This is a genomic window from Streptomyces sp. NPDC052109 (assembly GCF_040680195.1).
Classification (GTDB): Bacteria; Actinomycetota; Actinomycetes; order Streptomycetales; family Streptomycetaceae; genus Streptomyces.
Genome location: NZ_JBFAWF010000035.1, coordinates 47515 through 68427, shown reverse-complemented (window position 1 = coordinate 68427; position 20913 = coordinate 47515). Strand labels below are relative to the sequence as shown.

Genomic DNA, 20913 nt, shown 5'->3' with positions numbered 1-20913 from the left:
CTCTATCCCGAGCTCGCCGTCCGGGCCTCGGTTTTTGGGGGCGGGGCCCCGCGGCGGCCCTCGCTGGGTCGTGCCTACCCCGCGGGGGCGCCGCCCCCCCCACCCCCCCCGCCCCCCACTCACCCCTGCCCAGAGGTGGTCTTGACGAGCGTGTGTGGAGGTATCAGGGGACGAGGATGAGACGGATCGGATCGCCGATCTCGTGCTCCAGACGGTTGACCGCGTCCGCGGCTTCGGCGAGCGGGATGTGGTCGGTGATGGAGGGGGCCAGGTCGAGTCGGCCGCTGGAGGCCAGCTGGACCAGTTCGGCGACGCCCTCCGGGGTGGCACCGTAGTGGCCGCGGACCTGCTTCTGCAGGTAGTTGAAGGTCAGGCCCTCGGTGATGGTCAGCGGCTCGGGTGTGATGCCGACGAGGATCAGGCAGCCGCCCGGGCCGAGCACGGAGGCGGCCTGCTCGCGGACCGGGGCGACACCGGCACAGTCGAAGGCGAAGTCCAGGCCCTTCCCGGCGGTGGCCGCACGGACCTGCTCCGCGAAGTCGGGTGCGGCCGGGTCGAGCGCGACGTCCGCACCGAAGGCCAGGGCACGCTCGCGCGCGCCGGGCAGCGGGTCCACCGCGATGATCGGTGCGGCGCCGACCAGCCGGGCCAGGCGTACGTTGTGGGCGCCGACCCCGCCCACCCCCCACACGCCGACGGACTGGGCGGGCCGCACGCCCGCGGTGGCCGCGACGGCGGCGTACGGGGTGGAGACCGCGTCGGGGATGATCGCGGCCTGGTCGAACGGGAGGTTGTCGGGGATGGGGACGACGGTCTCCTCGGGGGTGACCATGTACTGGGCCCAGCCACCGTCGTAGTCGATGCCGGCGGTACGGACCTCGGTGCACGGCCGGCGGCGCACGCAACCCTCGCACTGGCCGCAGGCCTTGCCGGCCTCAATGGTGACGCGGGTGCCGGGGGTCAGTCCACGCTTGAGGCCGGGGCCCAAGGTGTGGACCACACCGGAGACCTCGTGGCCGACGGTGACCGCGTCGGAGGAGAGGAACAGCGGGGCGAGAGATCCGTCGATGAGGTGGACGTCGGAGAGGCAGACGCCGGCGGCCTTCACCTCGACGAGTACCTCGCCGGGGCCGGGCTCGGGGACGGGTACCTCCTCCACGAGGAACTTCTTCGTGTCCACGTGGAAGCGTCCGGCGAGCATGGTGTCCATGGTGATCCTCTGTTCTCGGCGCAGTCGGGTGAGTGATTGCCGGGAGGCGTGCGGGGTGTCAGGAGGGCCGCACGCCTCCCGGCGTCCGGGGGTCAGGCGAAGACGTCCTGCTGGTAGCGCTCGTCCGCTTCGAGCTGGGCGAGCCACTGCTGGGCGGCCTCGTCGTCGCTGCCGGTGTGCTTTCGGTGGATGGCGGCAAGCGCCTCGCGTACGGCGGGTGCCATGCGCCGGCCGTCCCCGCAGACGTAGATGTACGCGCCGTCCTGGATGGCCTGCCACACCGTGTCGGCTGCGCCCGCGATGGCGTCCTGCACGAACCGGGCCGGGTGGCCGGTCACCGCGGAGAAGGCGGTGTGCACCTGGGCGATCCCTGCCCGCTCCCAGTCCTGCATCTCCTGCCGGTAGAAGTAGTCGTGCTCCGGGTGCCGGCAGCCGACGAAGACCTGGGACAGGCCGACCTGCGTGCCGTTGGCGTGCTGCCAGGCACGCTCCTCCAGGAAGCCGCGCAGCGGCGCGATGCCGGTGCCGGGACCGATGAGGACGAGCGGAGTGGCGGGGTCGGCGGGCGGGGCGAACGTCGGGGAGGGCACACGCACGTAGCCGTAGAAGACGTCGCCCGGCTTCAGGCCCGCGATGTAGGACGAGCACAGGCCGCGGTACTGGCCGTTGCCGGACAGGGCCGGGCCCTCCAGCAGGCCGACGGTCAGGCGTACGTGGCGCGGGTCGGCCGGCGCGGCGGAGGAGATGGAGTAGAAGCGGGGGCGGATCGGGCCCATCATCTCCAGGAAGACCGCCAGTGGCAGCTCGATGGCCGGGAAGCGCTCCAGCAGGCCCAGCACCGAGACCCGCTTGCCGAGGATCTCCTTCCGGTAGAGCTCCTCGGCCTCCTCCGTGTCGGCCGTGTAAGTCTCCAGCTGCGGCCGGGTCCACGGACAGGGGGTGTGCTCTGCCAGAGCCTTCACCTGGGCGCGGGTGGCCACGTCCTGCAGTTCCAGGAACTCGCTGAGCAGCAGGCCGGTGGTGACGGGGACGCCGACCGGCAGGTGGGTGCGGCCGCCGCCGGGCTGGTCGAGCCGGAGTACCTGGTCGTAGTCGACGCCGAGCCGTGCCAGCGCGCGGTAGACCAGGGCGGGGTCGTTCTTGGCGAAGACCGCCAGGTGGTTGCCGGTGTCGTAGGTGACACCCTCCGGCAGCTCCACGGTGATGGACTTCGCGGACGGCCGCGGCGGCTCGATGCTGAAGTCCCACAGACCGGTCGGGTCGCCGACCAGTTCCTCGTTGGCGACCACGGTCAGCGGGTACGCCTGCTCGGAGACGATCGCGGGACGCACGTCGGCCTCGGTGAGCAGCTGGACCTGGTAGCGCGGGCCGGTCGCCTCGGAGGTGTCGGCGGCGTACTCCTCGGCCAGGGTGGCCCACAGCGTGTCCATCCAGCGGGAGGCCATGCCGTCGAAGTCTCCGGCGGCGTCCGCCGCACCCCGCTCCACGACCGGCGCGGCGCCGGCGGCCAGGAGCGCCTCCTCGATCCGCTTCGGGAAGGCCTGGTAGGTCGCCACCCACTGGGTGTTGCCGGTGCCCAGCAGCGCGAACCGCACATTCGACAGGGAGCCCTGGGGTAGCCCCACGGCGATCAGGTCGTCGAAGCGCTGGGCATTGTCAGGTGCCTTTCCGTTGTAACTTGCGGCGACGACGACGAGCAGGCCTTCCGTGGGGAGGTTGTCTCCCAGGTCGTCCAGGCTCATCAGGGTGGTGCCGAAGCCGGAGCGCTCGCTGCGGTCGGCGATCGTGCGCGCCAGGTCCTCGCTGCTGCCCAGGCTGGAGCCGTAGGCGACGGTCAGGTTCACTCCGACACCGCTGACCGCGGCAGGCGCCTGCGTGTCCTCCGTCCGCACGTCCGCGGCGCCGAAGACGGCCCGCTCGTGTCCCTGCCGGGGACGGACGATGAGCTCGAAACCGCCGGGCTTGCGCGTCAGCGCCTCCTTGACGTCCATCTTGTAGTCGGCCGTGTCGGAGAACTTGAACTTCTGCAGCACCAGCGCCAGGGCCAGGCGTGCCTCGGTGAGCGCGAACTGGCGGCCGATGCAGGCACGGCGGCCGTTGCCGAACGGCTTGTAGGCGTGCGGGTGGTGCCGCTCCCGGTTCTCCGGCAGCCACCGGTCGATGTCGAACTCGAGTGGGTTGTCCCATGCGTTGGGGTGCGTGTGCAGCGGGCCCATCAGCAGGACCGTCTTCGTGCCCTGCTTCAGCCGGTAGCGGCAGCCGATGACGGTGTCCTCGTGCGGCGCCTTCATGATCTGCGGGATCGGGGCCCACAGGCGCAGGGTCTCCTCAAGGATGCGCGGGATGACATCCAGCTTCATGATCGTGTCGTAGTCCGGCACCGTGTCACCGGGCAGCACCCGGTCCACCTCGGCGTAGGCCTGGGCCAGCACGTGCGGATTGCGCATCAGCGAGTACGTGGCGAAGGACAGCAGACCACTGGTGGTCTCGTGACCGGCGATCAGGAACGTCACCACCTGGTCACGGACGTTCTCGTCGTCCAGTGGCCTGCCGGTCTCGGGGTCGGTGGCCTGGAGCATCAGACCCAGCAGGTCGTCCTCACCGCTGGACTTCCCCTGCCGGCGTTCCTTGATCACGCTGTCGACCAGGTCCCGCATCAGCTGGATGTTCCCGCGGTACTTCTTGTCGTCCGCCTTGCGCATCCTGGTCATCATCGGCAGCTCCTGCGAGCGCCGCATCGACTCGATCAGCGACTCCAGCAACGCGTTGAGGAACGGGTGCAACTGCTCCTTGGTGAAGGAGTCGAACCGGTAGCCGAACCCGGACAGGGCGATCGTGTCCAGTGTGAGCCGGGTGTAGTCGTCCGTGATGTTGACCGGCCGGCCTTGCCGGCGCTCCCACTTGCCCACCAGGTTCTGGGCGATCTCCAGCATCTGCCCGAAATAGCCCTTCATGGCCCGCTGGCTGAAGGCCGGCATGAGGATCCGGTGCGCCATCCCCCAGACCTCTTCGTCGTCGGCGGCCGTGAACAGGCCCGCGCCGGTGTAGTCCCGGACGTGAGTCAGCGGTGCGAAGATCGGCTTGCCGAAACGGGTCTCGTCGCAGACCTCGGTGACCAGGTCCGGGTCGGAGACGAAGACGTTCTCCTGGCCGGCGATGTCCATGCTGAAGATGCCCTCGGGGAACTGCTTGGAGAGCTCGGCGATGTACGCACCCGGGTTGGTGTCGGGGATCTGCGGCGTGTTGCCGAGGATCGGAATTCCGCGCGGAGACCGGATGGGGCGTAGATCGTTCACGGAATGCGTGGTCATGGCTTGCTCCTATGAGGGGTCGGGCAAGGGCGTGTGGGGCCGCGGGAAGGACGCCGTTGGGCAGGGGGCCGTCAAAACGGCGACTCCCCCGTTTCCATACACCGTACGGAACTGGCTCCAGTGGTACCATACGTCGTATGGAAATTCAACGGAGGGCCCCCCGGGGCACGAGGAAGAGGGACGTACCGCTCACCAAGGACGGCATCTACGCCATGGCGTTGCAGCTCATCGACGCCGACGGGGTCGAGGCACTCACCATGCGCAAACTCGCGGCGGCGCTGGACGCGAACCCGATGTCGCTGTACCACCACGTACCCAACAAGGACGCCCTGCTGCGCGGCGTGGCCCAACGCGTCGGCTCACAGTTCCGCGCCGGGGAACGGGAGGACATCCCCTGGCAGGACCGCCTGCGCGACCTTGCCCTGGACTTCCGTGAACTGTCGCGCCGCCATCCGAAACTGATGGTCTACTCGTTCGCGCGTCCCGACTACATCCAGCCGGAGGATCCCTTCTGGCAGGGGCTCATCGACATCCTGGCCGCCGCGAAACTGCCGGTGCCGGAGATCCGGCGGGTGGCCGCAACGCTGTGCGCCGTGTTCACGGGTTTGCTGGTCAGCGAACTGACCGGAGCACTGGAACGGTGGACCACTCTGCCGCCGGCATCGGACGGGGAGGACTCGCTCCCGCTGCCGGACGACAGGGTCGACACGATGTTCAGCTGTGCGCTGGACGCGGCGATCGTCGGTGTGGAGAGCCATGTCGCGCGGATCCTCAAGGGTGCGTGACGGAAAGGAGACGGCGCCGCGAGGCCTGGCGCCCGCTGCTGCGATGCCACCGCCAGGCCCGCTGACTCGACGTCAGGTCGGTCGGCGTGTGCAGGTGCGCCGTCCAGCGGTGGTCTGCGGCTACCAGGGAGGGGCACCGCCGCCGCCACCGTCGACATGGCCGAGTCGCTCGACCGCTACCGGCACTCACCCCGCCCGGAGCGGCGGACCGGGCGAGCGCGACCGACGTCTCGCTTCCTTCCGGCGTACCGGATCCGTCGGGACTCTCCCACGGCCCGGCCCCCGCGCCGCCATGCTCCATGACCCGTGGACGAGCGTCGATCCCCGAGCGTCCTGCAGGAACGCCGACGACGTACACAGTCACATGCCGTCGGACGGATTCGCCGAAGACCTCGATCACGGCATCGGTGTACAGACCTGATCAGTGGCGTGGGGGCGTTGTCGATGCCCGGCCTTCAACGCGCCTCACGCACGTTCAGCAAGACGATCGGTGCGTCCACCGCGGCGGGTACGCCGCCGATGCCCGTCCGTACACCTTGACCAGCGCGTCGGTCAGGGGGCCCCTCGGCCGCCTTGCAGGCCAGGCCGCGCTCGGCACGCCGCTCCCCCACCTGGACACGGCACGCCTGGCCGAGGACTGCCTCCATACCGGCGGAACGCTCTTCATGCCGCACCAGGCAGTGGCCGCCGGGCCAGTCTGCGCGCTTCGTCCAAAGGAACGCCGAGCATACGCAGGAGCATCTCGGCCATCGCGCCTGCGACCTGGTCGCCGTCGACCTCGGGTTGGGTGAACCACAACTCCAGAAGGGCCAGAAGACTGGCGTTCAGGGCAGACAGGGCTACGACCGGGTCCGTCACGACGAATCGACCCGAGGCGATGCCCTGCTCCACGTCGCGCCGGGAATGAAGGATGAGCAGTCCACGGCCGGCATGGATACGGCCGAGCCCGCTGTGGCACAAGATCCACACGATCTGCGGGCGTGAGGCCGCCATGCGGGCGCTGAGCCGGACGCCTCCGGCCACGCGTTCTGCGGGATCTTCGAGCCCGCCCAGCCGCGCCTCGACGGCCTCGGCGTACTCTTCCAGCGCATCGGCTACCGCGGCGTCGAAAAGCTCCCCCTTGGTCGCGAAGTGGTTGTAGAAGGAGCCGAGGCCCACATCCGCGCGGTCCGCGATGGAGCGGATGCTGGCACCGGTGTCACCGGACTCGGCCAGGATCTGCCGGGCGGCGCGGACGAGCGCCTGCCGGGTCTCGAAGCGGCGACGTTCGAATCGATTGCTGGTTGAGGCTGACATCGGCATGTCCAATGAACGACAGCACCAGTCCTGATGAATTCATCATATCACCCCTGACCCGGCTGCCCGCCTTGCCCATCCGGATGCGGCACACCGAGAGGGATGTGACACTTCCATCACATATGACCGATATTGACGATTCTTCCACCATGACTGATGCTTTCATCAGAAATGGGCCAACCGGCCGCGCCACACCCGATGGGATGAACCGCCATGACGACAACCGCCGAGACTCCGATCGCCAGGCACACAGGCTGGCGCGAGACGCCTGACGCGGCCATGGCGATGCTTGACGCCCAGGGGACCGTGCTGGGGTGGACGGAAGCCGCCCAGCAGTTCCTCGGCTACTCGGCCGCCGAGATGGTGGGCCGTTCCCTTGCTCATGTGATCCCGTCGCCGGAACTCACCCTCGGGGTTTCGGCGTTGGCCGAGGGGTGCCGTCCCGAGGTTGACCGGTCGGCCGCCGTGACGGTGCGCCACCGTGACGGCAGCACGTCGGACATGAATCTGCGGATCTCGACGCTGCGGGGACTGAACGCCACCAGGTGGTTGGTCTCGGCGGCCGGCACACGCACGGTGTCCCCCGGGTCCAGCAGCGAACGCGTACACCAGTTGCTGCACGGAGATGCGCCCATCGGCATAGCCGTGCATGACCCGCAACTACGCTGCACCTGGGTGAACGAGGCCATGGAGCGGCATGACGGGATCCCTCGTGAGCGACGGATCGGACACCGCCTGAAGGACTCGCTGCCCGCTTTCGAGGCCGAGGCGCTCGAGGTGGTGATGCGGCAGGTGCTGGAGAACGGCACCAGCATGGTCCATGAGTACCGGGCGTGGCCGACGACGGACCGGCGCCGCGAGCGCGCGTTCTCGTCCTCGTTCTTCTGCCTCCAAGACGCGGACGGCACTGCACTGGGCGTGTGCTCCATAACCGTGGATGTCACCGGCAACAGGCGGGTGCGCGAGCGTCTCGACATCATCAGCGAGGCCAGCACGCGCATCGGCAGCACCCTCGACGTCATGCAGACCGGGCAGGAGCTGGCCGAGCTCGCGGTGCCTCTGCTCGCCGACCACGCCTTCGTCGACCTGGTGGAGTCGGTCTCGCTCGGTGTGGAGCCATCGCCGAAGCTCAGCGCGACGAGCCGCCCACCACTGCTGCGCCGCGCAGGTCTGGCTTCGATCGACCGGGGTGTCCTGGAGTTGCCGTGGGTGCGCGCGGAGGCGATCCGCCCCTTCCCGACATCGCTGTTCGCCACCGCACTGCGCACGGGCAGGTCGTACCTGGAATCGGTGCTGGACACCGGATCGGGCCCGTGGGTCGACCACGACCCGGCGCGGACGCGGAAGATGCTGGAGACCGGTGTCCATTCCCTGATGGTGGTACCCATCCGTGCACGGCAGAACGTGCTGGGGCTGGCGCTGTTCGGCCGCTCCGAGGAACAGAGGCCGTTCCGGGAGGACGACCTGCTCCTTGCCGAAGAGCTTGTCAACCGGGCCGCGCTCTCCCTGGAGAACGCTCTGCACTACGCGCGCGAACGCGCCGCTGCTCTCACGCTGCAACGCGACCTCCTCCCCCACCATGTGCAGGGCGGTGTCGCCGTCGAGGTCGCCTCGCGCTACGTGCCGGCCGACCTGGACCATGGCGTGGGCGGTGACTGGTTCGACGTCATCCCGCTGCCGGGCGCCCGAGTGGCCCTCGTCGTCGGAGACGTGGTCGGACACGGCATCAACGCCGCGGCGACCATGGGCAGACTCCGCACCGCCGTCCGCACGCTGGCGGACCTGGACCTGCCTCCCGACGAGCTGTTGGCGCACCTGGACGACACGGTTCGGCGGCAGACCGAGGAAGACGTCGACGCCCCGGTGGTCGGCGCCACCTGTCTGTACGCCGTCTACGACCCCGTCACCCGACGGTGCACGATGTCCAGGGCCGGGCATCCGCCACCCGCGATCGTCGACCCGCTCGGCAAGGTCTCCTTCCCCGACCTGCCCACGGGAGCCCCGCTCGGCCTAGGCCTCGGGCTGGTCCCCTTCGAGTCCGTGGAACTGGAACTGCCCGAGGGCAGCCTGCTCGCGCTCTACACCGACGGGCTGATCGAATCACGCGATCAGGACATCGACGTGGGCCTGTGCCGCCTGGGCACCGCACTCGCGCAGCCGGGAGCCTCCCTGGAGGACCTGTGCTCGCTGGTGATGGACACCTTGCCGAGCAAGGACGCGGCCGACGACGTCACCTTGCTGCTGGCCCGGACCCACGCACTCGAACAGGCCCGGGTCGCCTCCTGGGAGCTGCCCAACGAGCCGACAGCGGCCCGCACCGCACGGCAGGCGGCGGCCCGTCAGCTCAGCGAATGGGGACTTGATCATCTCGTCGCCACGATGGAGGTGATCGTCAGTGAGCTGGTCACCAACGCCATCCGCTACGGCGAGGGTCCCAGCCGCCTACGGCTCATCCAGCACCGAGTCCTGACCTGCGAAGTCAGTGATACCAACGCCTGTCGGCCAAGCATCCGCCGACCCGGCGCCGAAGACGAAAGGGGCCGCGGCCTCCCCCTCGTCGCGCAGCTGTCCCGTAGGTGGGGCTCCCGTGCCTCGGCGGACGGCAAGGTCGTGTGGGCCGAACAGGACCTGCCCTCCTCAGCCGCCGCGGCGTGATGCGCTCCCCCTACCCGCTCCCCACCCGCTCCCCGCCAAGCAATCCGTGATCCTCCGAGCCGGCGCCGCAGGGCGATGCCGATCCGTTCCGCTAGAGGCACTCATCAGAAAGTAAGAAACATGGGCATCGAGAACACCGCCGATCCCTGCTCGCGCACCCTCGACGAGACGGAGGACACCACCGACGACGGCCATCAACCCAAGCCCTCCCCATGCGACCGCCTCGCGGCCGCCGTGGTCGACGAGCGGGGCACCGTGCTGCGGTGGACCGCGACGGCAAGGGACCTCACCGGGTTCAGCGCCGAGGAGGTGTGCGGCCGACACGTGAGGGAACTCGTCGCCGAACTTCCCGACGAACTGCGCAGGGCGACTCGGATGCCGGCCTCCGGCCGGGTACGGCTGCGGCACCAGTGCGGCGACACCATCGATGTCACCTTCCGGAGCACGAGGGTGGAGGGCCCGGCGGAGTTCCTCGTCGTTGCGGCGCCCGCCCACCATGTCGCTGACCACGTCCACGGCGCAGCGCTCTTGCGCGCACTGTACACACAGGACCGGATCACCATCGCTCTGCACGACACCGAGCTCACCATCGTGCAGACGAACGCCACTCCGGGTCCGATCGACGGCTGTCCGGTGCAGCCCGGCACACGGCTGGGCGACGTGCTCTGCGCGGAGGACGCCGAGAACCTCCGGACCGTACTGCGTCGGGTGCTGGAGACCGGCACCCCGGTGGCCCGGATCAACCAGCAGGTGAGCTGGCGGCGCGATCCGCAACGGCCACGAGCGCTGTCACTGTCCGCCTTCCGCCTGGAGGACGCGCTGGGGCGTCCCACGGGCGTGGCAGCCCTGTACATCGACGGCACCGACCATCTTCGTGCTCGCCGGCATCTGGATCTCACCCGTGACGTGGCCGAGCATGTCGGGGAATCTTTGGACGTCGCGCGTACGGCGCAGGACCTCGCGGACGTTCTCGTGCCCGTCTTCGGGGATCTCGCCGCAGTCGACCTCGCGCAGGCCGTGTTCGACGGCGAGGAGCCCTCGAAGCGCCTGGGCGGTGGGGACCTTCACCTGCGCAACGCAGCCCTGGCGCCGACCGCCGTGGTGTGGCCCGCGCGCGTCCGGCACGGCAGCCTCATTCCGCCTTTCCCCGACAACCCTTTCCTGCGGAGCTTCCAGCACGGCAACACCTTCATCATCAGCGCCGAGGACTACGGTGCCCTGCTCGGCGATCCCCAGCTGACCGACTTCCACATCCCCGAGGATTGCCACTCGGTGATGGTGGCACCGCTGCACGCCCGCGGTCTCACGCTCGGCGCCATATCGGTCTGGCGCTGCGGCCGATCCGACCCGTTCGCCGAGGACGAGCTGGATCTCATGGCGCAGATCGCCTCCAGGGGTGCCCTGGCCATCGACAACGCCCGCCGGTACACACGCGAGCACAGGGCGGCAGTGGCGCTGCAGCAGCGCCTCCTCCCCCCTGCGACGACCGACACGCCGGCGGCCGAGACCGCCGGCGTCTATCTGCCCGCAGGCGGCGGATCGGAGATCAGCGGTGACTGGTACGACGCCATCGCCCTGCCCTCCCTGCGACTCGCCCTGGTCGCCGGGGACGTCGTCGGCCACGGCATGGCAGCCAGCGCCACCATGGGCCGCCTGCGCGCCGCCATCCAGACGCTCGCGGACCTCGAACTCGAACCGGACGAGCTGCTGACCCGGATCGCAGACCTGGTCCAGCGCCTCGCCGCCGAGGCTCCACCCGGCGACGACGACACCATCGGCGCCACCTGCCTGTACGCGGTCTACGACCCCGTCACCCGCCGCTGCGCCATGGCCAGTGCCGGGCACCCGCCACCTGTACTGGTGCACCCCGACGGCACCACACATGCCGTCGGAATCTCACCGGGACCACCACTCGCCGTCAGCGGGATACCGTACGAGACCACCACCATCGACCTGGAACCGACCAGCGTCCTCGCCCTCTACACCGACGGCCTGGTCGAACAGGGCGAAGACGACGTCGAGGAGGGGTTCCGTCGCCTGGCGGGCAAGCTCGCCACCTCCTGTCGCCCAGGGTGCGCTCTGGACGAAACCGGCCAGGCCCTTCTTGCCGACCTCGTCGATGACGAACGGCGTGACGACGCAGCCCTCCTGTTGGCACGCACCCGCGCCGTACCGGCGGAGGACACCGCTCACTGGGAGATTCCGGCCGATCCTGCCGCCGTCTCCAAGGCCCGGGAATGGACGGTTCGCCAACTCGCCGTGTGGGGGCTGGACGACGACCTGCTCTTCTCCACCGAACTCATCGTCAGTGAGCTGGTCACCAATGCGCTTCGCTACGGTCGCGCGCCGGCCGAGCTGCGGCTGATCCGCCACAACGTCCTGGTCTGCGAGGTGACCGACGCCAGCAGCACCCAGCCTCGCCTGCGTCGCGCCCACATCACCGACGAGGGAGGCCGCGGCCTGTTCCTCGTCGCCCAACTCGCCGAGCGCTGGGGGTGCCGCCATGGCCAGAACCGCAAGACGATCTGGTCCGAGCAGCGCCTCGAGTGCACCGGCTGACAGAAGATCTGTCCACGGCGTGCAGGTACGCAAGCCGACAACGAGGCGGGCCCGTCACGCATCGGGAGCGCCGCGTCGATGGGCCTGGCCGAGGCGTCCGCCATCGGCCCCCCGAAGCGAGTTCAGCGCTCCGGTTCGCGGGCGATTCGTCAGGATCAGGCGTCGCGCGGTAGCCCGGGAGGGCGGTTCGATTCGCGACCAGGTCTGGCGAAGGTGGCGAGTAGTGAGCGACTGGGGGAATTTCAGCGCGTGTAGTGATCTCCGGAGCGCCGAGCCGGCCACCTCATGCCTTGTTCCCGTCGGCGTTGGTGTGGCGAGGGAGCAGGCAGTCGAAGACGACCTCTGCCAGCCTGCCGGGCCGGTCACTCGTGCCGCGCCGGCGGCCGGCCGTCAGCGCGGCCACGACGATGGCCCGCACGTCCGCCCGCATGCCGGCACGCGTGCAGGGTCCCGCCCGCCTTACGGCCGGGACCCTGCGGAGCAGCGCCTGTGGTCAGCTCACCATCGATACCAGCGACCACGGCCACCACCGGCTGTCGTGGAGCGCATGACGAAGCCGAGAAGCCACAGCACCAGAACGGCGACGGCCACCCACCAGAGGATCTTGATGGCGAAGCCTGCGCCGAAAAGGACTAGGGCGAGAAGAAGAACGAGCAGCAACGGAACCATAGTTATCAACCTCCTGGCCCTGCGGATGCCCTGGAATTCCTCCCACACTCCCGGACGGCGCCTTGTTTATGGAGGGACCGCCGGGGCACCAGCGGGTTACCGCGACAGCGGCCCAGAAACGATGAGGAGGCATGTTCCATGACTGCCGGCGAGAAGGCCAAGGCGAAGACCGAGCAGGCCGAGGGCAAGGCCAAGGAGACCCTGGGAAGCGCGATCGGTAACGACCGCATGGCCGCCGAGGGACAGGCGCAGAAGAGCAAGGGTGACGCCCGGGAGGCAAAGGAAAAGGCAAAGGACGCGTTCAAGCACTGACGCGCCTACTTCCTCGAGAGCCGAAAGAGGTCTTCCCGGACTGGAGCGGGAAGACCTCTTTGCCGTTTCGCCCGGCGTGCGGAGTACTGTTCCGGCTCAGGAAATGCGAACCGGCATCAGTACTCCAGCTGTAGATCGTGATCTCGCTGGGGGGGCGGTTCGAGAACGGGTGCGGGCACTGATGATCATCGTGAGTTGTGTGGATTTACGAAGCGTGCTCGCCGTAGCCTGCTCGCGCACCAGGTCCGCCGCTACCCCTCCTGGAGCCGCTGGGTCACCCGCGCCCACGCCTTCCTCGCCGTCGTTCGCGCCGACGAACACGCCCGCCATTCCGGGCCAGGTGAACTGATCCCGCTCACCTGCGACGAGATTCAGCGCCTGTTCATCACACCCGTTGTCCAGCCCGTCCACGACGCGGATCACCGGCTCAGCTGGTCCCACTGGCGACGTCGCCACCAGGCCATCGCGGGCCGGCCATTACCGGTGGCAAGCAGCCCAGGGACGACCGAGCGGTTCGGTCGGCGCGTTCCGCCAGGTACGGCGCTCGGTATGCGGTCCGGACCAGCGCGCGCACGGGGTCCAGTCACCCGGCGGTGGCCAGGCGGCGCCGAAGCTCCTCCTGCGAGACGTCCTCCACGTGGGTCAGAAATACCCACATGTGACCTGAAGGGTCCTTGAGGATGACAGTGCGGTCACCGTGGAACATGTCCTTCGGCGGCTGGAGGATCTCAGCGCCGGCGGCTTCTGCGCGCTTCGCCAGGCTGTCGACGTCCGGCACGAAGACGTGCAGCGTCACGGACGTACCTCCGCCGAGCGAGGTCGGCGCGGCGAAGGAGGCGGCCTCCGCCTCGTCCACGCTGGCGTCGCCCAGCATCAGGGCCGACCGTCCGATGGTGATCTCGGCGTGCAGAATCCTGCCGCCCGGAGCGTCGATCCTGAAGTCCTCACGGGCGCCGAACGCCCGCTGGTAGAAATCGATCGCCGCGGCGGCGTCGTCGACCATGATGTGCGGGATCACGGCATAGCGGTAGCGGTCGGGGATCTCGATGTGGTCTGTGCGCTCGGTCACGGCGAACCTCCTTGAAAGGCGCCGCTGGTCGGTTCCTGCGGCTCTGGAAGGAACCTAGAAGCTCAAGTTTGGTTGAGGTCAATCGTCGATGTGGCCCTGCACGTCCTGCCTGCAGAGCACCTGCATGCCCTCCCCTGTCCATCGGAAGGCACAGCTCGCCGACTCGAGTGCTCATCCCTCAGCAGAAGCGTTGAGCACATCAGGCATGGAGACCACGAGCTACATCTGGAGTGTTGGCCAGGGCGCACGACAGGCCGGCTGCGGCTCGGTCGAGTACGCCGCATCGCCAACTCCCCCCGGCGCGGGACGCCCTGCGCCGGGGTCGGGCCCCGGCGCCCCGTCAGGCTGCGCGGCGCCCAGCGCGGCGCGCCACCTCCAACTGCGCCCCCTTAGGGGGCCAGGCTGTTTGTAAGCACTTCTTTGGGCACCAGCGCACCAGCGTTTCGGGGCTCCCCTGACGTACCAAGTCGATCTGGCTCCACCGGTATGACGAGACAGTTCAGGCCCGGGTCAGGAGGGCCTGTGCATCGCATCGTGCGGCGTGATCGGACAGGGGATGACTTCGTTCCGGACCGGTAACCGGGTACGTTTGCGCGGTATCGAGCCCGAGGACTGGACGGCGTTCGGTCGCCGGGCCCTCAACATCGCGCCGAATCGCCCCGATCGGGCACGTCAGAGGAGCTGGAGCACCTCGGCCAGCGCGCCGGGACGCTGGTCGACGGGCAAGGGATCGACTAGGTGGACCCGGCACCCCAGCGTGGCAGCTCCGACGTCCGCAACAGGCTCGTCTCCCACCATGAGTGCATCGCCGGGCGCCACTCCCAGCTTGTTGCACGCCATCTGGAAGATCCGGGGATCGGGCTTCTTCACCCCGCACTCGAAGGAGAGGAAGTAGGCATCCACGAGGTCATCGACACCGTGGTCGCGGAAGACAGGGCGCATGTCCCAGCCGATGTTGCTGACGACAGCGACCGGGATGCCTCGCCCGCGCAGGGCGCGCAGGGTTTCCTCGGTGTCGGGATAAGGCAGCCATGCCCCGGACACTTGGGAACGTTCATACAGGGCCTCGGCCAGGTCAGCCGCAGGCAGCTTCGCTTCCCGGGTAAGTGCTGTGAAGGCAGCCCGGTGTCGTTCGGCGGTCAGATCGCGCTCCCGCCACAGTGCCTCCAGATGGGGCGGCACTGTGCGCGGAGGAACCCCTCCAGGCTGAGCCCCGAACTCTTCCAGCCGGCTGACGCACGCGTCGAGTTCACCCTCGGGCACGTCCAGACCGGCCTTCGTTGCCACCGCGCGCAGCCACTGCGCGGCCGATTCGATCCGGAAGAGGGTCCCGGAGAAGTCGAACATCACGCCCTTGATCATGCAGCCGATCCTGGCGGCGCCGACGAGCCGGCCGCAAGCCCAAGACGATCAAGATTCACCGGGCGGTCCGCGACCTGCGTCGAGCCGGGTCGGCAACCCTCCACGCACTTGTCGGGGGCGCTGGCGGAGGTCCACCGAGGCTTCTAAACTACCGTCAACACCCCCCACCCCGGCCGGCGGAACCACCCGATCGAAGTGGGGCCAAATCACCTTGCTACAGGGGCGTGAATCACACCGCCACACGCCCCCTGCGACCCGCCACTGGGACCAAAACAACTCCGTGCACTGGAGACGAAACCAGGGTCTGGCACAAGTTCCGTGAGCCGACTACGTAGTGTTACGCGAGGGGGAACGCGATCTCGAAGGAGTGGGACGCGGGTCACAAGGGCGTTGAAATGGCCGTCCCAGAGGATGCTGGTGATCGTACGATCGCCGTATGACTGCGGATACGCGAATCGAGCAGGCCGAACTTCTCTACGAGCGCGCCGTCTTCGGCGGTGACAGTTCTGCGTTGGCCACTGCCGACCAGGGCCTCGATGCGGTCGAGGCAGACCTTGCCCTGGCCCGTGGCCGTCTTCTTCACGCCCGCTTCCTGGAGGAGCGGGCTGAGGACGCGCGGGAGTTGGAGCTGTTCGGGCGGGCAGCAGAGCTGTACCGGCGGCTCGGCGATGCGCGGGGTGAGGGGGAGGCGTTGTTCTGGGTCGGTACCTTCCACCAGGTTGTGCGCGATGACACGGAGACCGCCTTGCCCTCCTTCACTCGCGCTCTTGATCTCGCCGCCCAGGCGGACGACCGGCTGACTAAGTCCTACGTCCTTCGGCACCTTGGTTTCGCGGAGCACATGGCCGGACGGCTGGATGCAGCACGAGCGCACTTCGAGGAGTCCACGCGTCTGCGTCGCGAGCTCGGGTTCCTGCCGGGGGTGGCGGCAAATCTGATTGCGCTTGCCGAGTTCGCTGTCGAGCAGAATCAGCGGTACGAGGCGGCCGCATTGCTCAAAGAGGCTGCAGAGCTGGCCGAGAGCACCGACTCCAACGGCGTCATGCGTTGGGTGACGGGAGCACGCGAAAGGCTCGAATTGGTGTGAGAAAATCTGAGGATTTTCCTCCCCGGCGGCCTTAGTGAGCGTTTGATTCTCGCTCCGGGCAGCGGTCGAGCACGGCCTTGTGGTGCAGTTTCTCCTCTTCGGTCAGGGTGGCGGGGTGTCGGGTGAGCCAGCCGGCCACCTGCCGTACGGACGGCGGTGGCGGGGCGGGCGTGAGACCTTCCCGCTGGGGCAGGTCGCGCCGGATCCAGTCGCGGACGGTGGAGTAGTGGTTGCGGAAGCCACGTTCGGTGATCTCCCGGTGGAGGTCGAGGATGGTCACGTTCCCTTCGGTTTCGGCCCAGCGTTGGGTCAGGTAGGGCTTGAACGGGTCAAGTCTGGTGGGGAGTTGTAGCTTGCGGCCCTTGACCATGTCCTGCCAGCGTGCGGCGCGGGCGTACCGCTGGACGGTGTGCCGTCCGCAGCCCAGGTGGCGGGCGATGCGGCGAATGCCCATGCCCTGGGCGAGGAGATCGTGGACGAGGGCGTGGTGGGCGCGGGCCGGTTCGGTGAACTTGCCGGTCGGGTCGTCCGTTTGGGCCTCGTGACCGGAGGCCGCCCTGGCGGGAGTCTCCCATGCGGGCTCGGGTTCCGGCGTAATCGGCGGGAGGTCGCGCAGGCAGGAGCGATGGTCGGCGACCGTTTTCTCGACCACGGCGGTGAGGTTCTGCCAGAGGTGGAACCGGTCGGCGACCTGGAGGGCTTGGGGTGCGGCAGTGTCGGCGGCCTCGGCGTAGGCGCCGGCGCGGTCGCGGCAGATGACTTCGATTGCGGGGTGGGCCGCGAGCCATGGGGGCGAGGGTGGCGGCGTCGCGTTCGGGCAGCAGGTCCAGGACCCGGTGGGTCTCGGCGTCGATCACGACCGTTCCGTAGACGTGGCCGCGCCGGAGAGCGAAGTCGTCCACGCCGACGGCGCGGGGCTGCGTCGCTGCCGGGTCGGGCAGGTCCATCACACGCCGCAGCAGCGTGGTGCGGCTGGTCGCGATGCCCATGGCCCCGGCGAGGCGGGCACCGGCCCGGCCCGGCCCGCCAGGGCCGGCCCGATCTCACCCATCGCCCGGTGCAGCCTCTCGGTGACCCGGCCGTGGCGGCGGGTCAGCCCCGGCAGCTGCTCCGCGAACGTCCGCCGGCCGCAGGCCGAGGCCGTGCAGAAGAACCGCCGAACCCGTAACGCGAGCTGTGCTCGTCGCCCGGCAGCGGGCAGATCTGCCGGAAACCGCAGGTAGGAGCTGTCGACCCGTTCCGTCCAGTGGGCGCAGTCGGGACAGGCGGCCCCGGCGGGTGTGCACCGGGCCTCGACGCGTATCACCTCGCCGTGCGCATCGATGGCCACGACGGCGACGCCGGGACCGACGGGAACAACAACTCCTGGAGCCGGGACTACACTTCGTTCACGGCCACCGAACGTCGGCCGTGCCACCCGGACGAGGAACGACTTCAGGGCGACTTCCGCACCCACCGCAAGAAGATCAACAACTACAACCCGTGACCGGCTCACGGAACCTGTGCCAGACCCCAAAACCAGTGCTTACAGACAGGCCAGGCCTGGTCAAGCGGGTCCGGGCCGGTCGGGCTCAGAGATACGCCGCGGACTCCTGGTTGGCGACCGAGCATGCGCGGCGTATGTGCTCTGCGCGGGCCGCTTCGAGCAGGCTTCGCCAGGACGTCACGGTAGGCCGCCGGCGCAACAGGGCACGACGTTCCCGCTCTGTCATTCCTCCCCAGATGCCGTGCTCGATGCGGCGGTCGAGGGCGAAGGCCAGGCATTCCGTGCTCACCGGGCAGCCGCTGCAGACGGCCTTCGCATGGTTTTGTGCTGCACCTTCGACGAACAGTTCGTCCGGGGCGGTTCCACGGCATGCCGCGTACGCGCCCCATTCTCCATCCGCGATCACCCGATACCGTCCTCTCCCCATGCCGGCCCGTCGTCTCTGCCCAGTCGACGACGCGGTCGCGCAGACCATTCGGCGACCGCATGAGGCGGATAACCCCGTTATGGAGCGGCAATCCTCTCGGGTGTCCTGTGGCTGACCGGTGACGCCGCAGTCAGTCGGTCACACGCCACGCAGCGGCCTGGTCATCGTCACCGTGCCATACGACGGACCAGGCCGCACCGAGACTTGGGTGATCATCGGCGGACATGGGAAGGCGTCGTGGGGGAACGTCGCCCCGGACAGCCGAGGCGTCCGAAGCGGGCTCCGGACGCCACCGATCCGGCGTCGGCTCAACCGACGATCGTGATGTTCTCCGCCTGCGGGCCCTTCTGTCCCTGCGTGACGTCGAAGGTCACGGCCTGGCCTTCCTGCAGCTCACGGAAGCCCGAAGAGTTGATGTTGGAGTAGTGCGCGAAGACGTCCGGGCCCCCGCCGTCCTGCTGAATGAAACCGAAGCCCTTCTCGGCGTTGAACCACTTCACGGTCCCGCTGGCCATGCGTATACCTCTCGATCGAGCCGGGTCCACACCGTGCAGACCCACAGCGACTGCCCTGGCCGCGCCGTATACCAAAACGCCCGCACCTGGCGGCGCGGGCAGGAACGGCGAACCAGTACAACCACCCGCGACGCTACACGCCGCATTCGGCCGACGCCAGAGAGAAACGCAGCCATCGGCCGGCCGGCCTTCTCTCTCCCTGGTGCAGCCACGCCATCTGCCCCGGGGACCAGCGCCTGCGGCGCAGTGAGCTGATCGAGATCCTGATCACTCTGAGGTCTTCGGCTGCGACTCGCGGCCTTGCGTGCGCAGTTGCTCGTTGATGCGCTGGGCTTCTTCGAGCTGGTCCTCGAGGATGATGATGCGGCAGGCGGCCTCGATGGGGGTGCCCTGGTCGACGAGTTCGCGGGCGCGGGCGGCGATGCGCAGCTGGTAGCGGGAGTAGCGGCGGTGGCCACCTTCGGAACGCAGGGGCGTGATCAGGCGGTGCTCGCCGAGGGCGCGGAGGAAGGCGGGGGTGGTGGCGAGCATTTCGGCGGCCCGGCCCATGGTGTAGGCGGGGTAGTCGTCATCGTCGAGATTGTCGACGGGTCGGGCGCTGACAGGTGGCATAGACCTCTTCTTTCGGGGACACGTCGGGGGGCCCGGGTGCCATGATCGGCACCCGGGCCCCGAGCTTTCAACACCATCTACCGGCGCACAGCGCCGGCCCTTTGTGTCCACAGGTTCCGCCTGGGAGGGCGGGGCTGCGGGGATCGCGTATGCGTGACCGGGGACCACCTTCCAATCCGGGGCCTGCGGTACCCGGGCGGACTTCCTTCCGCGCCCGGGCGATCCTGATGGCGTTCCGCTCCTTACCTTGGGTTGTTCGGTGTACTTCGGGTACCGCTCACGACCCTTGCGGGGCCGTGTTGTGCTTGACGTGCTGTACGGCAGTTCATGTCTGCCGTACTCACTTCGACTTCCTGAGTACGACATAACAGTAGCCCCACCACGGGCCAATGTCTACTACGGCCACGACAGATTTTCTTCATGGTCAGCAAGGGGTCTTCTGTGACCCGTACGGCCGAAACAGTGCTGCCCCGGGTTGCGTCTGTCACGGTCGTGGCCGCAGCGGTTGCCGCGGTGCCGGTGGTTGGCCGGCGAGGTCGGTGAGAAGACGCGTACAGACGTCGCGAAGCTTGAGGTTGGTCTGTTGTGACAGCCGGCGCAGCAGGTCGAACGCCTCTTCTTCGGTGCACTTGCATTGCTGCATGACGCTGCCGATGGCCTGGTCGATGACACGGCGGGAGGCGAGGGCGGTCTGCAGGTCGCGGGTGAAGTCCTCACTGTCGGCCAGTCGCTGCGCCAACGCAATGGCGCCGCCGGCCTGGGCGGCGGACGACGCCAGCGTCTGCCGGTCCTTCAGTGTGAAGGCGTCCGGATCGGCAGCGTAGAAGTTCAGCGCGCCGGCGGTGTGCGACCCCACCGGTATCGGCAGGGACAGCGAGGAGCGAATGCCCAGATCCGCCGCGAAAGACGGATAGGAACCCCAGCGGCTTTCCCGCAACGTGTCCGGCACGTGCACGACTTCGCCAGTGCGCAGGGCCTGGAGGCAGGGGCCGTCGTCCTGGCCGTACTGCTTCTCGTCCAGCTTGTCCGCCACTTCCCCGGTGCTCACCACGGTCAGCGGCCGATGGCGCCGCTGCAGCGTCACGCCGCAGCCGTTCGCGCCCGAGCTGCTGACAGCGTCATCCACGAGGTGCTGCAGGAAATCGCGTACGGAGGCGGTCTCAAGCAGCCAGTCAATCATGTCGAGCGCGGGCTGATTGCCGTCGAGCCGATCCACCGTCTGTCACCTCCCACGGTTTGGGTCTTCGGTAGGTCGGAGGGTCGGAGCCCTCTGTGCTGGTACCCGCTGAACGCGGTGTTTCGGCATGGCCGCCACCGTGTGGAACGGCACAGGCCTTGGTCAGGGCTCAGCAGCGGCACGCCGCCCAGGGCCGCGGGCTCCCTCTGCGAGGCCCGTTGCAGCCACCGATTCACCAGCTCCTTGGTGCCCACGGCGCCATCGCGCTTTTCGGCATCGAGAATGCGGAATGCCTGGAGGGCAGTGACACGGGTCAACCCCATGAGCTCGGGCACAGGGGGTAAGCGGGAACGACAACCGAGAACAATCAGTAAGAGAACG

Annotated in this window: 19 protein-coding genes and 2 pseudogenes; 7 read left to right on the top strand and 14 right to left on the bottom strand. The window is 68.6% G+C overall.

What is annotated here, in order from left to right; all coding sequences use genetic code 11:
• Positions 1-163 precede the first annotated feature (163 nt).
• Both AB0L59_RS39710 and AB0L59_RS39705 read right to left on the bottom strand, forming a co-directional pair.
• Positions 164-1210, bottom strand: a complete 1047-nt coding sequence (locus AB0L59_RS39710; RefSeq protein ID WP_365592348.1) for a zinc-binding dehydrogenase — start codon at positions 1208-1210, stop codon at positions 164-166.
• 92 nt (positions 1211-1302) lie between these two features.
• Positions 1303-4521, bottom strand: coding sequence for a cytochrome P450 (locus AB0L59_RS39705; RefSeq protein ID WP_365592345.1), 3219 nt, complete (start codon positions 4519-4521; stop codon positions 1303-1305).
• A gap of 137 nt (positions 4522-4658) precedes the next feature.
• Between AB0L59_RS39705 and AB0L59_RS39700 the strand changes: the two genes are divergently transcribed.
• Positions 4659-5306, top strand: coding sequence for a TetR family transcriptional regulator (locus AB0L59_RS39700; protein WP_365592342.1), 648 nt, complete (start codon positions 4659-4661; stop codon positions 5304-5306).
• A gap of 663 nt (positions 5307-5969) precedes the next feature.
• Here AB0L59_RS39700 and AB0L59_RS39695 read toward each other — a convergent pair.
• On the bottom strand, positions 5970-6608 hold the full coding sequence (locus AB0L59_RS39695) for a TetR/AcrR family transcriptional regulator (protein WP_365592360.1): 639 nt from the start codon (positions 6606-6608) through the stop codon (positions 5970-5972).
• Between the two features lie 207 nt (positions 6609-6815).
• Here AB0L59_RS39695 and AB0L59_RS39690 point away from each other — a divergent pair, with 207 nt between their 5' ends.
• Positions 6816-9257: a SpoIIE family protein phosphatase gene (locus AB0L59_RS39690; protein ID WP_365592340.1), complete on the top strand. Its 2442-nt coding sequence runs from the start codon at positions 6816-6818 to the stop codon at positions 9255-9257.
• A 120-nt stretch (positions 9258-9377) separates the two neighbouring features.
• Positions 9378-11816, top strand: a complete 2439-nt coding sequence (locus AB0L59_RS39685; RefSeq protein ID WP_365592337.1) for a SpoIIE family protein phosphatase — start codon at positions 9378-9380, stop codon at positions 11814-11816.
• A gap of 283 nt (positions 11817-12099) precedes the next feature.
• Here AB0L59_RS39685 and AB0L59_RS39680 read toward each other — a convergent pair whose 3' ends face one another.
• Both AB0L59_RS39680 and AB0L59_RS39675 read right to left on the bottom strand, forming a co-directional pair.
• On the bottom strand, positions 12100-12246 hold the full coding sequence (locus tag AB0L59_RS39680; RefSeq protein WP_365592334.1) for a hypothetical protein: 147 nt from the start codon (positions 12244-12246) through the stop codon (positions 12100-12102).
• A 68-nt stretch (positions 12247-12314) separates the two neighbouring features.
• Complete coding sequence (locus AB0L59_RS39675; RefSeq protein WP_365592332.1) at positions 12315-12485, bottom strand: hydrophobic protein; 171 nt, start codon at positions 12483-12485, stop codon at positions 12315-12317.
• A 138-nt stretch (positions 12486-12623) separates the two neighbouring features.
• On the opposite strand from AB0L59_RS39675, the gene AB0L59_RS39670 reads away from it, so the two are divergent.
• Together AB0L59_RS39670 and AB0L59_RS39665 are read left to right on the top strand one after the other, a co-directional pair.
• Positions 12624-12797, top strand: coding sequence for a CsbD family protein (locus tag AB0L59_RS39670; protein ID WP_365592329.1), 174 nt, complete (start codon positions 12624-12626; stop codon positions 12795-12797).
• 225 nt (positions 12798-13022) lie between these two features.
• Positions 13023-13296: pseudogene (locus tag AB0L59_RS39665) on the top strand (IS701 family transposase); the annotation flags it as partial.
• Positions 13297-13380: 84 nt separating this feature from the next.
• On the opposite strand, the gene AB0L59_RS39660 reads toward AB0L59_RS39665, so the two are convergent.
• Positions 13381-13866 carry a VOC family protein gene (locus AB0L59_RS39660; RefSeq protein WP_365592326.1) on the bottom strand — a complete coding sequence of 162 codons (486 nt, stop codon included), beginning with the start codon at positions 13864-13866 and terminating at the stop codon, positions 13381-13383.
• A 672-nt stretch (positions 13867-14538) separates the two neighbouring features.
• Complete coding sequence (locus AB0L59_RS39655; RefSeq protein WP_365592323.1) at positions 14539-15228, bottom strand: HAD-IA family hydrolase; 690 nt, start codon at positions 15226-15228, stop codon at positions 14539-14541.
• Between the two features lie 436 nt (positions 15229-15664).
• Between AB0L59_RS39655 and AB0L59_RS39650 the strand changes: the two genes are divergently transcribed.
• Positions 15665-16315, top strand: coding sequence for a tetratricopeptide repeat protein (locus AB0L59_RS39650; protein ID WP_365592320.1), 651 nt, complete (start codon positions 15665-15667; stop codon positions 16313-16315).
• A 31-nt stretch (positions 16316-16346) separates the two neighbouring features.
• Here AB0L59_RS39650 and AB0L59_RS39645 read toward each other — a convergent pair whose 3' ends face one another.
• From AB0L59_RS39645 to AB0L59_RS39635, 3 genes and pseudogenes are all read right to left on the bottom strand, one after another.
• On the bottom strand, positions 16347-17072 hold the full coding sequence (locus AB0L59_RS39645; RefSeq protein ID WP_365592357.1) for a helix-turn-helix domain-containing protein: 726 nt from the start codon (positions 17070-17072) through the stop codon (positions 16347-16349).
• A gap of 34 nt (positions 17073-17106) precedes the next feature.
• Positions 17107-17262 (bottom strand): annotated as a pseudogene (locus AB0L59_RS39640) (transposase); the annotation flags it as partial.
• Positions 17262-17621 (bottom strand): transposase family protein, encoded by a 360-nt coding sequence (locus AB0L59_RS39635; protein WP_365592354.1) that lies wholly within the window; start codon positions 17619-17621, stop codon positions 17262-17264. The pseudogene AB0L59_RS39640 and the gene AB0L59_RS39635, both read right to left, overlap by 1 nt.
• 6 nt (positions 17622-17627) lie before the next feature.
• On the opposite strand from AB0L59_RS39635, the gene AB0L59_RS39630 reads away from it, so the two are divergent.
• A complete protein-coding gene (locus tag AB0L59_RS39630) occupies positions 17628-17801 on the top strand; it encodes a hypothetical protein (protein WP_365592318.1) in 174 nt (57 codons plus the stop codon).
• A gap of 85 nt (positions 17802-17886) precedes the next feature.
• On the opposite strand, the gene AB0L59_RS39625 is transcribed toward AB0L59_RS39630, so the two are convergent.
• The 4 genes from AB0L59_RS39625 to AB0L59_RS39610 form a co-directional block, all read right to left on the bottom strand.
• Entirely contained in the window at positions 17887-18207 is a 321-nt protein-coding gene (locus tag AB0L59_RS39625) for a WhiB family transcriptional regulator (RefSeq protein ID WP_365592315.1), read from the bottom strand.
• Between the two features lie 329 nt (positions 18208-18536).
• Complete coding sequence (locus tag AB0L59_RS39620; RefSeq protein ID WP_365592312.1) at positions 18537-18743, bottom strand: cold-shock protein; 207 nt, start codon at positions 18741-18743, stop codon at positions 18537-18539.
• Between the two features lie 267 nt (positions 18744-19010).
• Complete coding sequence (locus AB0L59_RS39615) at positions 19011-19355, bottom strand: MerR family transcriptional regulator (protein WP_365592309.1); 345 nt, start codon at positions 19353-19355, stop codon at positions 19011-19013.
• Positions 19356-19839: 484 nt separating this feature from the next.
• On the bottom strand, positions 19840-20571 hold the full coding sequence (locus tag AB0L59_RS39610) for a GAF and ANTAR domain-containing protein (RefSeq protein ID WP_365592306.1): 732 nt from the start codon (positions 20569-20571) through the stop codon (positions 19840-19842).
• Positions 20572-20913 lie beyond the last annotated feature (342 nt).

Coding starts and splice junctions, on each gene's coding strand:
- AB0L59_RS39680 (WP_365592334.1), bottom strand. CDS start 12,246: ATGCGGGCGGACGTGCGGGCCATCGTCGTGGCCGCGCTGACGGCCGGC.
- AB0L59_RS39695 (WP_365592360.1), bottom strand. CDS start 6,608: ATGCCGATGTCAGCCTCAACCAGCAATCGATTCGAACGTCGCCGCTTC.
- AB0L59_RS39650 (WP_365592320.1), top strand. CDS start 15,665: ATGACTGCGGATACGCGAATCGAGCAGGCCGAACTTCTCTACGAGCGC.
- AB0L59_RS39700 (WP_365592342.1), top strand. CDS start 4,659: ATGGAAATTCAACGGAGGGCCCCCCGGGGCACGAGGAAGAGGGACGTA.
- AB0L59_RS39675 (WP_365592332.1), bottom strand. CDS start 12,485: ATGGTTCCGTTGCTGCTCGTTCTTCTTCTCGCCCTAGTCCTTTTCGGC.
- AB0L59_RS39655 (WP_365592323.1), bottom strand. CDS start 15,228: ATGATCAAGGGCGTGATGTTCGACTTCTCCGGGACCCTCTTCCGGATC.
- AB0L59_RS39615 (WP_365592309.1), bottom strand. CDS start 19,355: ATGCCACCTGTCAGCGCCCGACCCGTCGACAATCTCGACGATGACGAC.
- AB0L59_RS39710 (WP_365592348.1), bottom strand. CDS start 1,210: ATGGACACCATGCTCGCCGGACGCTTCCACGTGGACACGAAGAAGTTC.
- AB0L59_RS39705 (WP_365592345.1), bottom strand. CDS start 4,521: ATGACCACGCATTCCGTGAACGATCTACGCCCCATCCGGTCTCCGCGC.
- AB0L59_RS39670 (WP_365592329.1), top strand. CDS start 12,624: ATGACTGCCGGCGAGAAGGCCAAGGCGAAGACCGAGCAGGCCGAGGGC.
- AB0L59_RS39620 (WP_365592312.1), bottom strand. CDS start 18,743: ATGGCCAGCGGGACCGTGAAGTGGTTCAACGCCGAGAAGGGCTTCGGT.
- AB0L59_RS39685 (WP_365592337.1), top strand. CDS start 9,378: ATGGGCATCGAGAACACCGCCGATCCCTGCTCGCGCACCCTCGACGAG.
- AB0L59_RS39690 (WP_365592340.1), top strand. CDS start 6,816: ATGACGACAACCGCCGAGACTCCGATCGCCAGGCACACAGGCTGGCGC.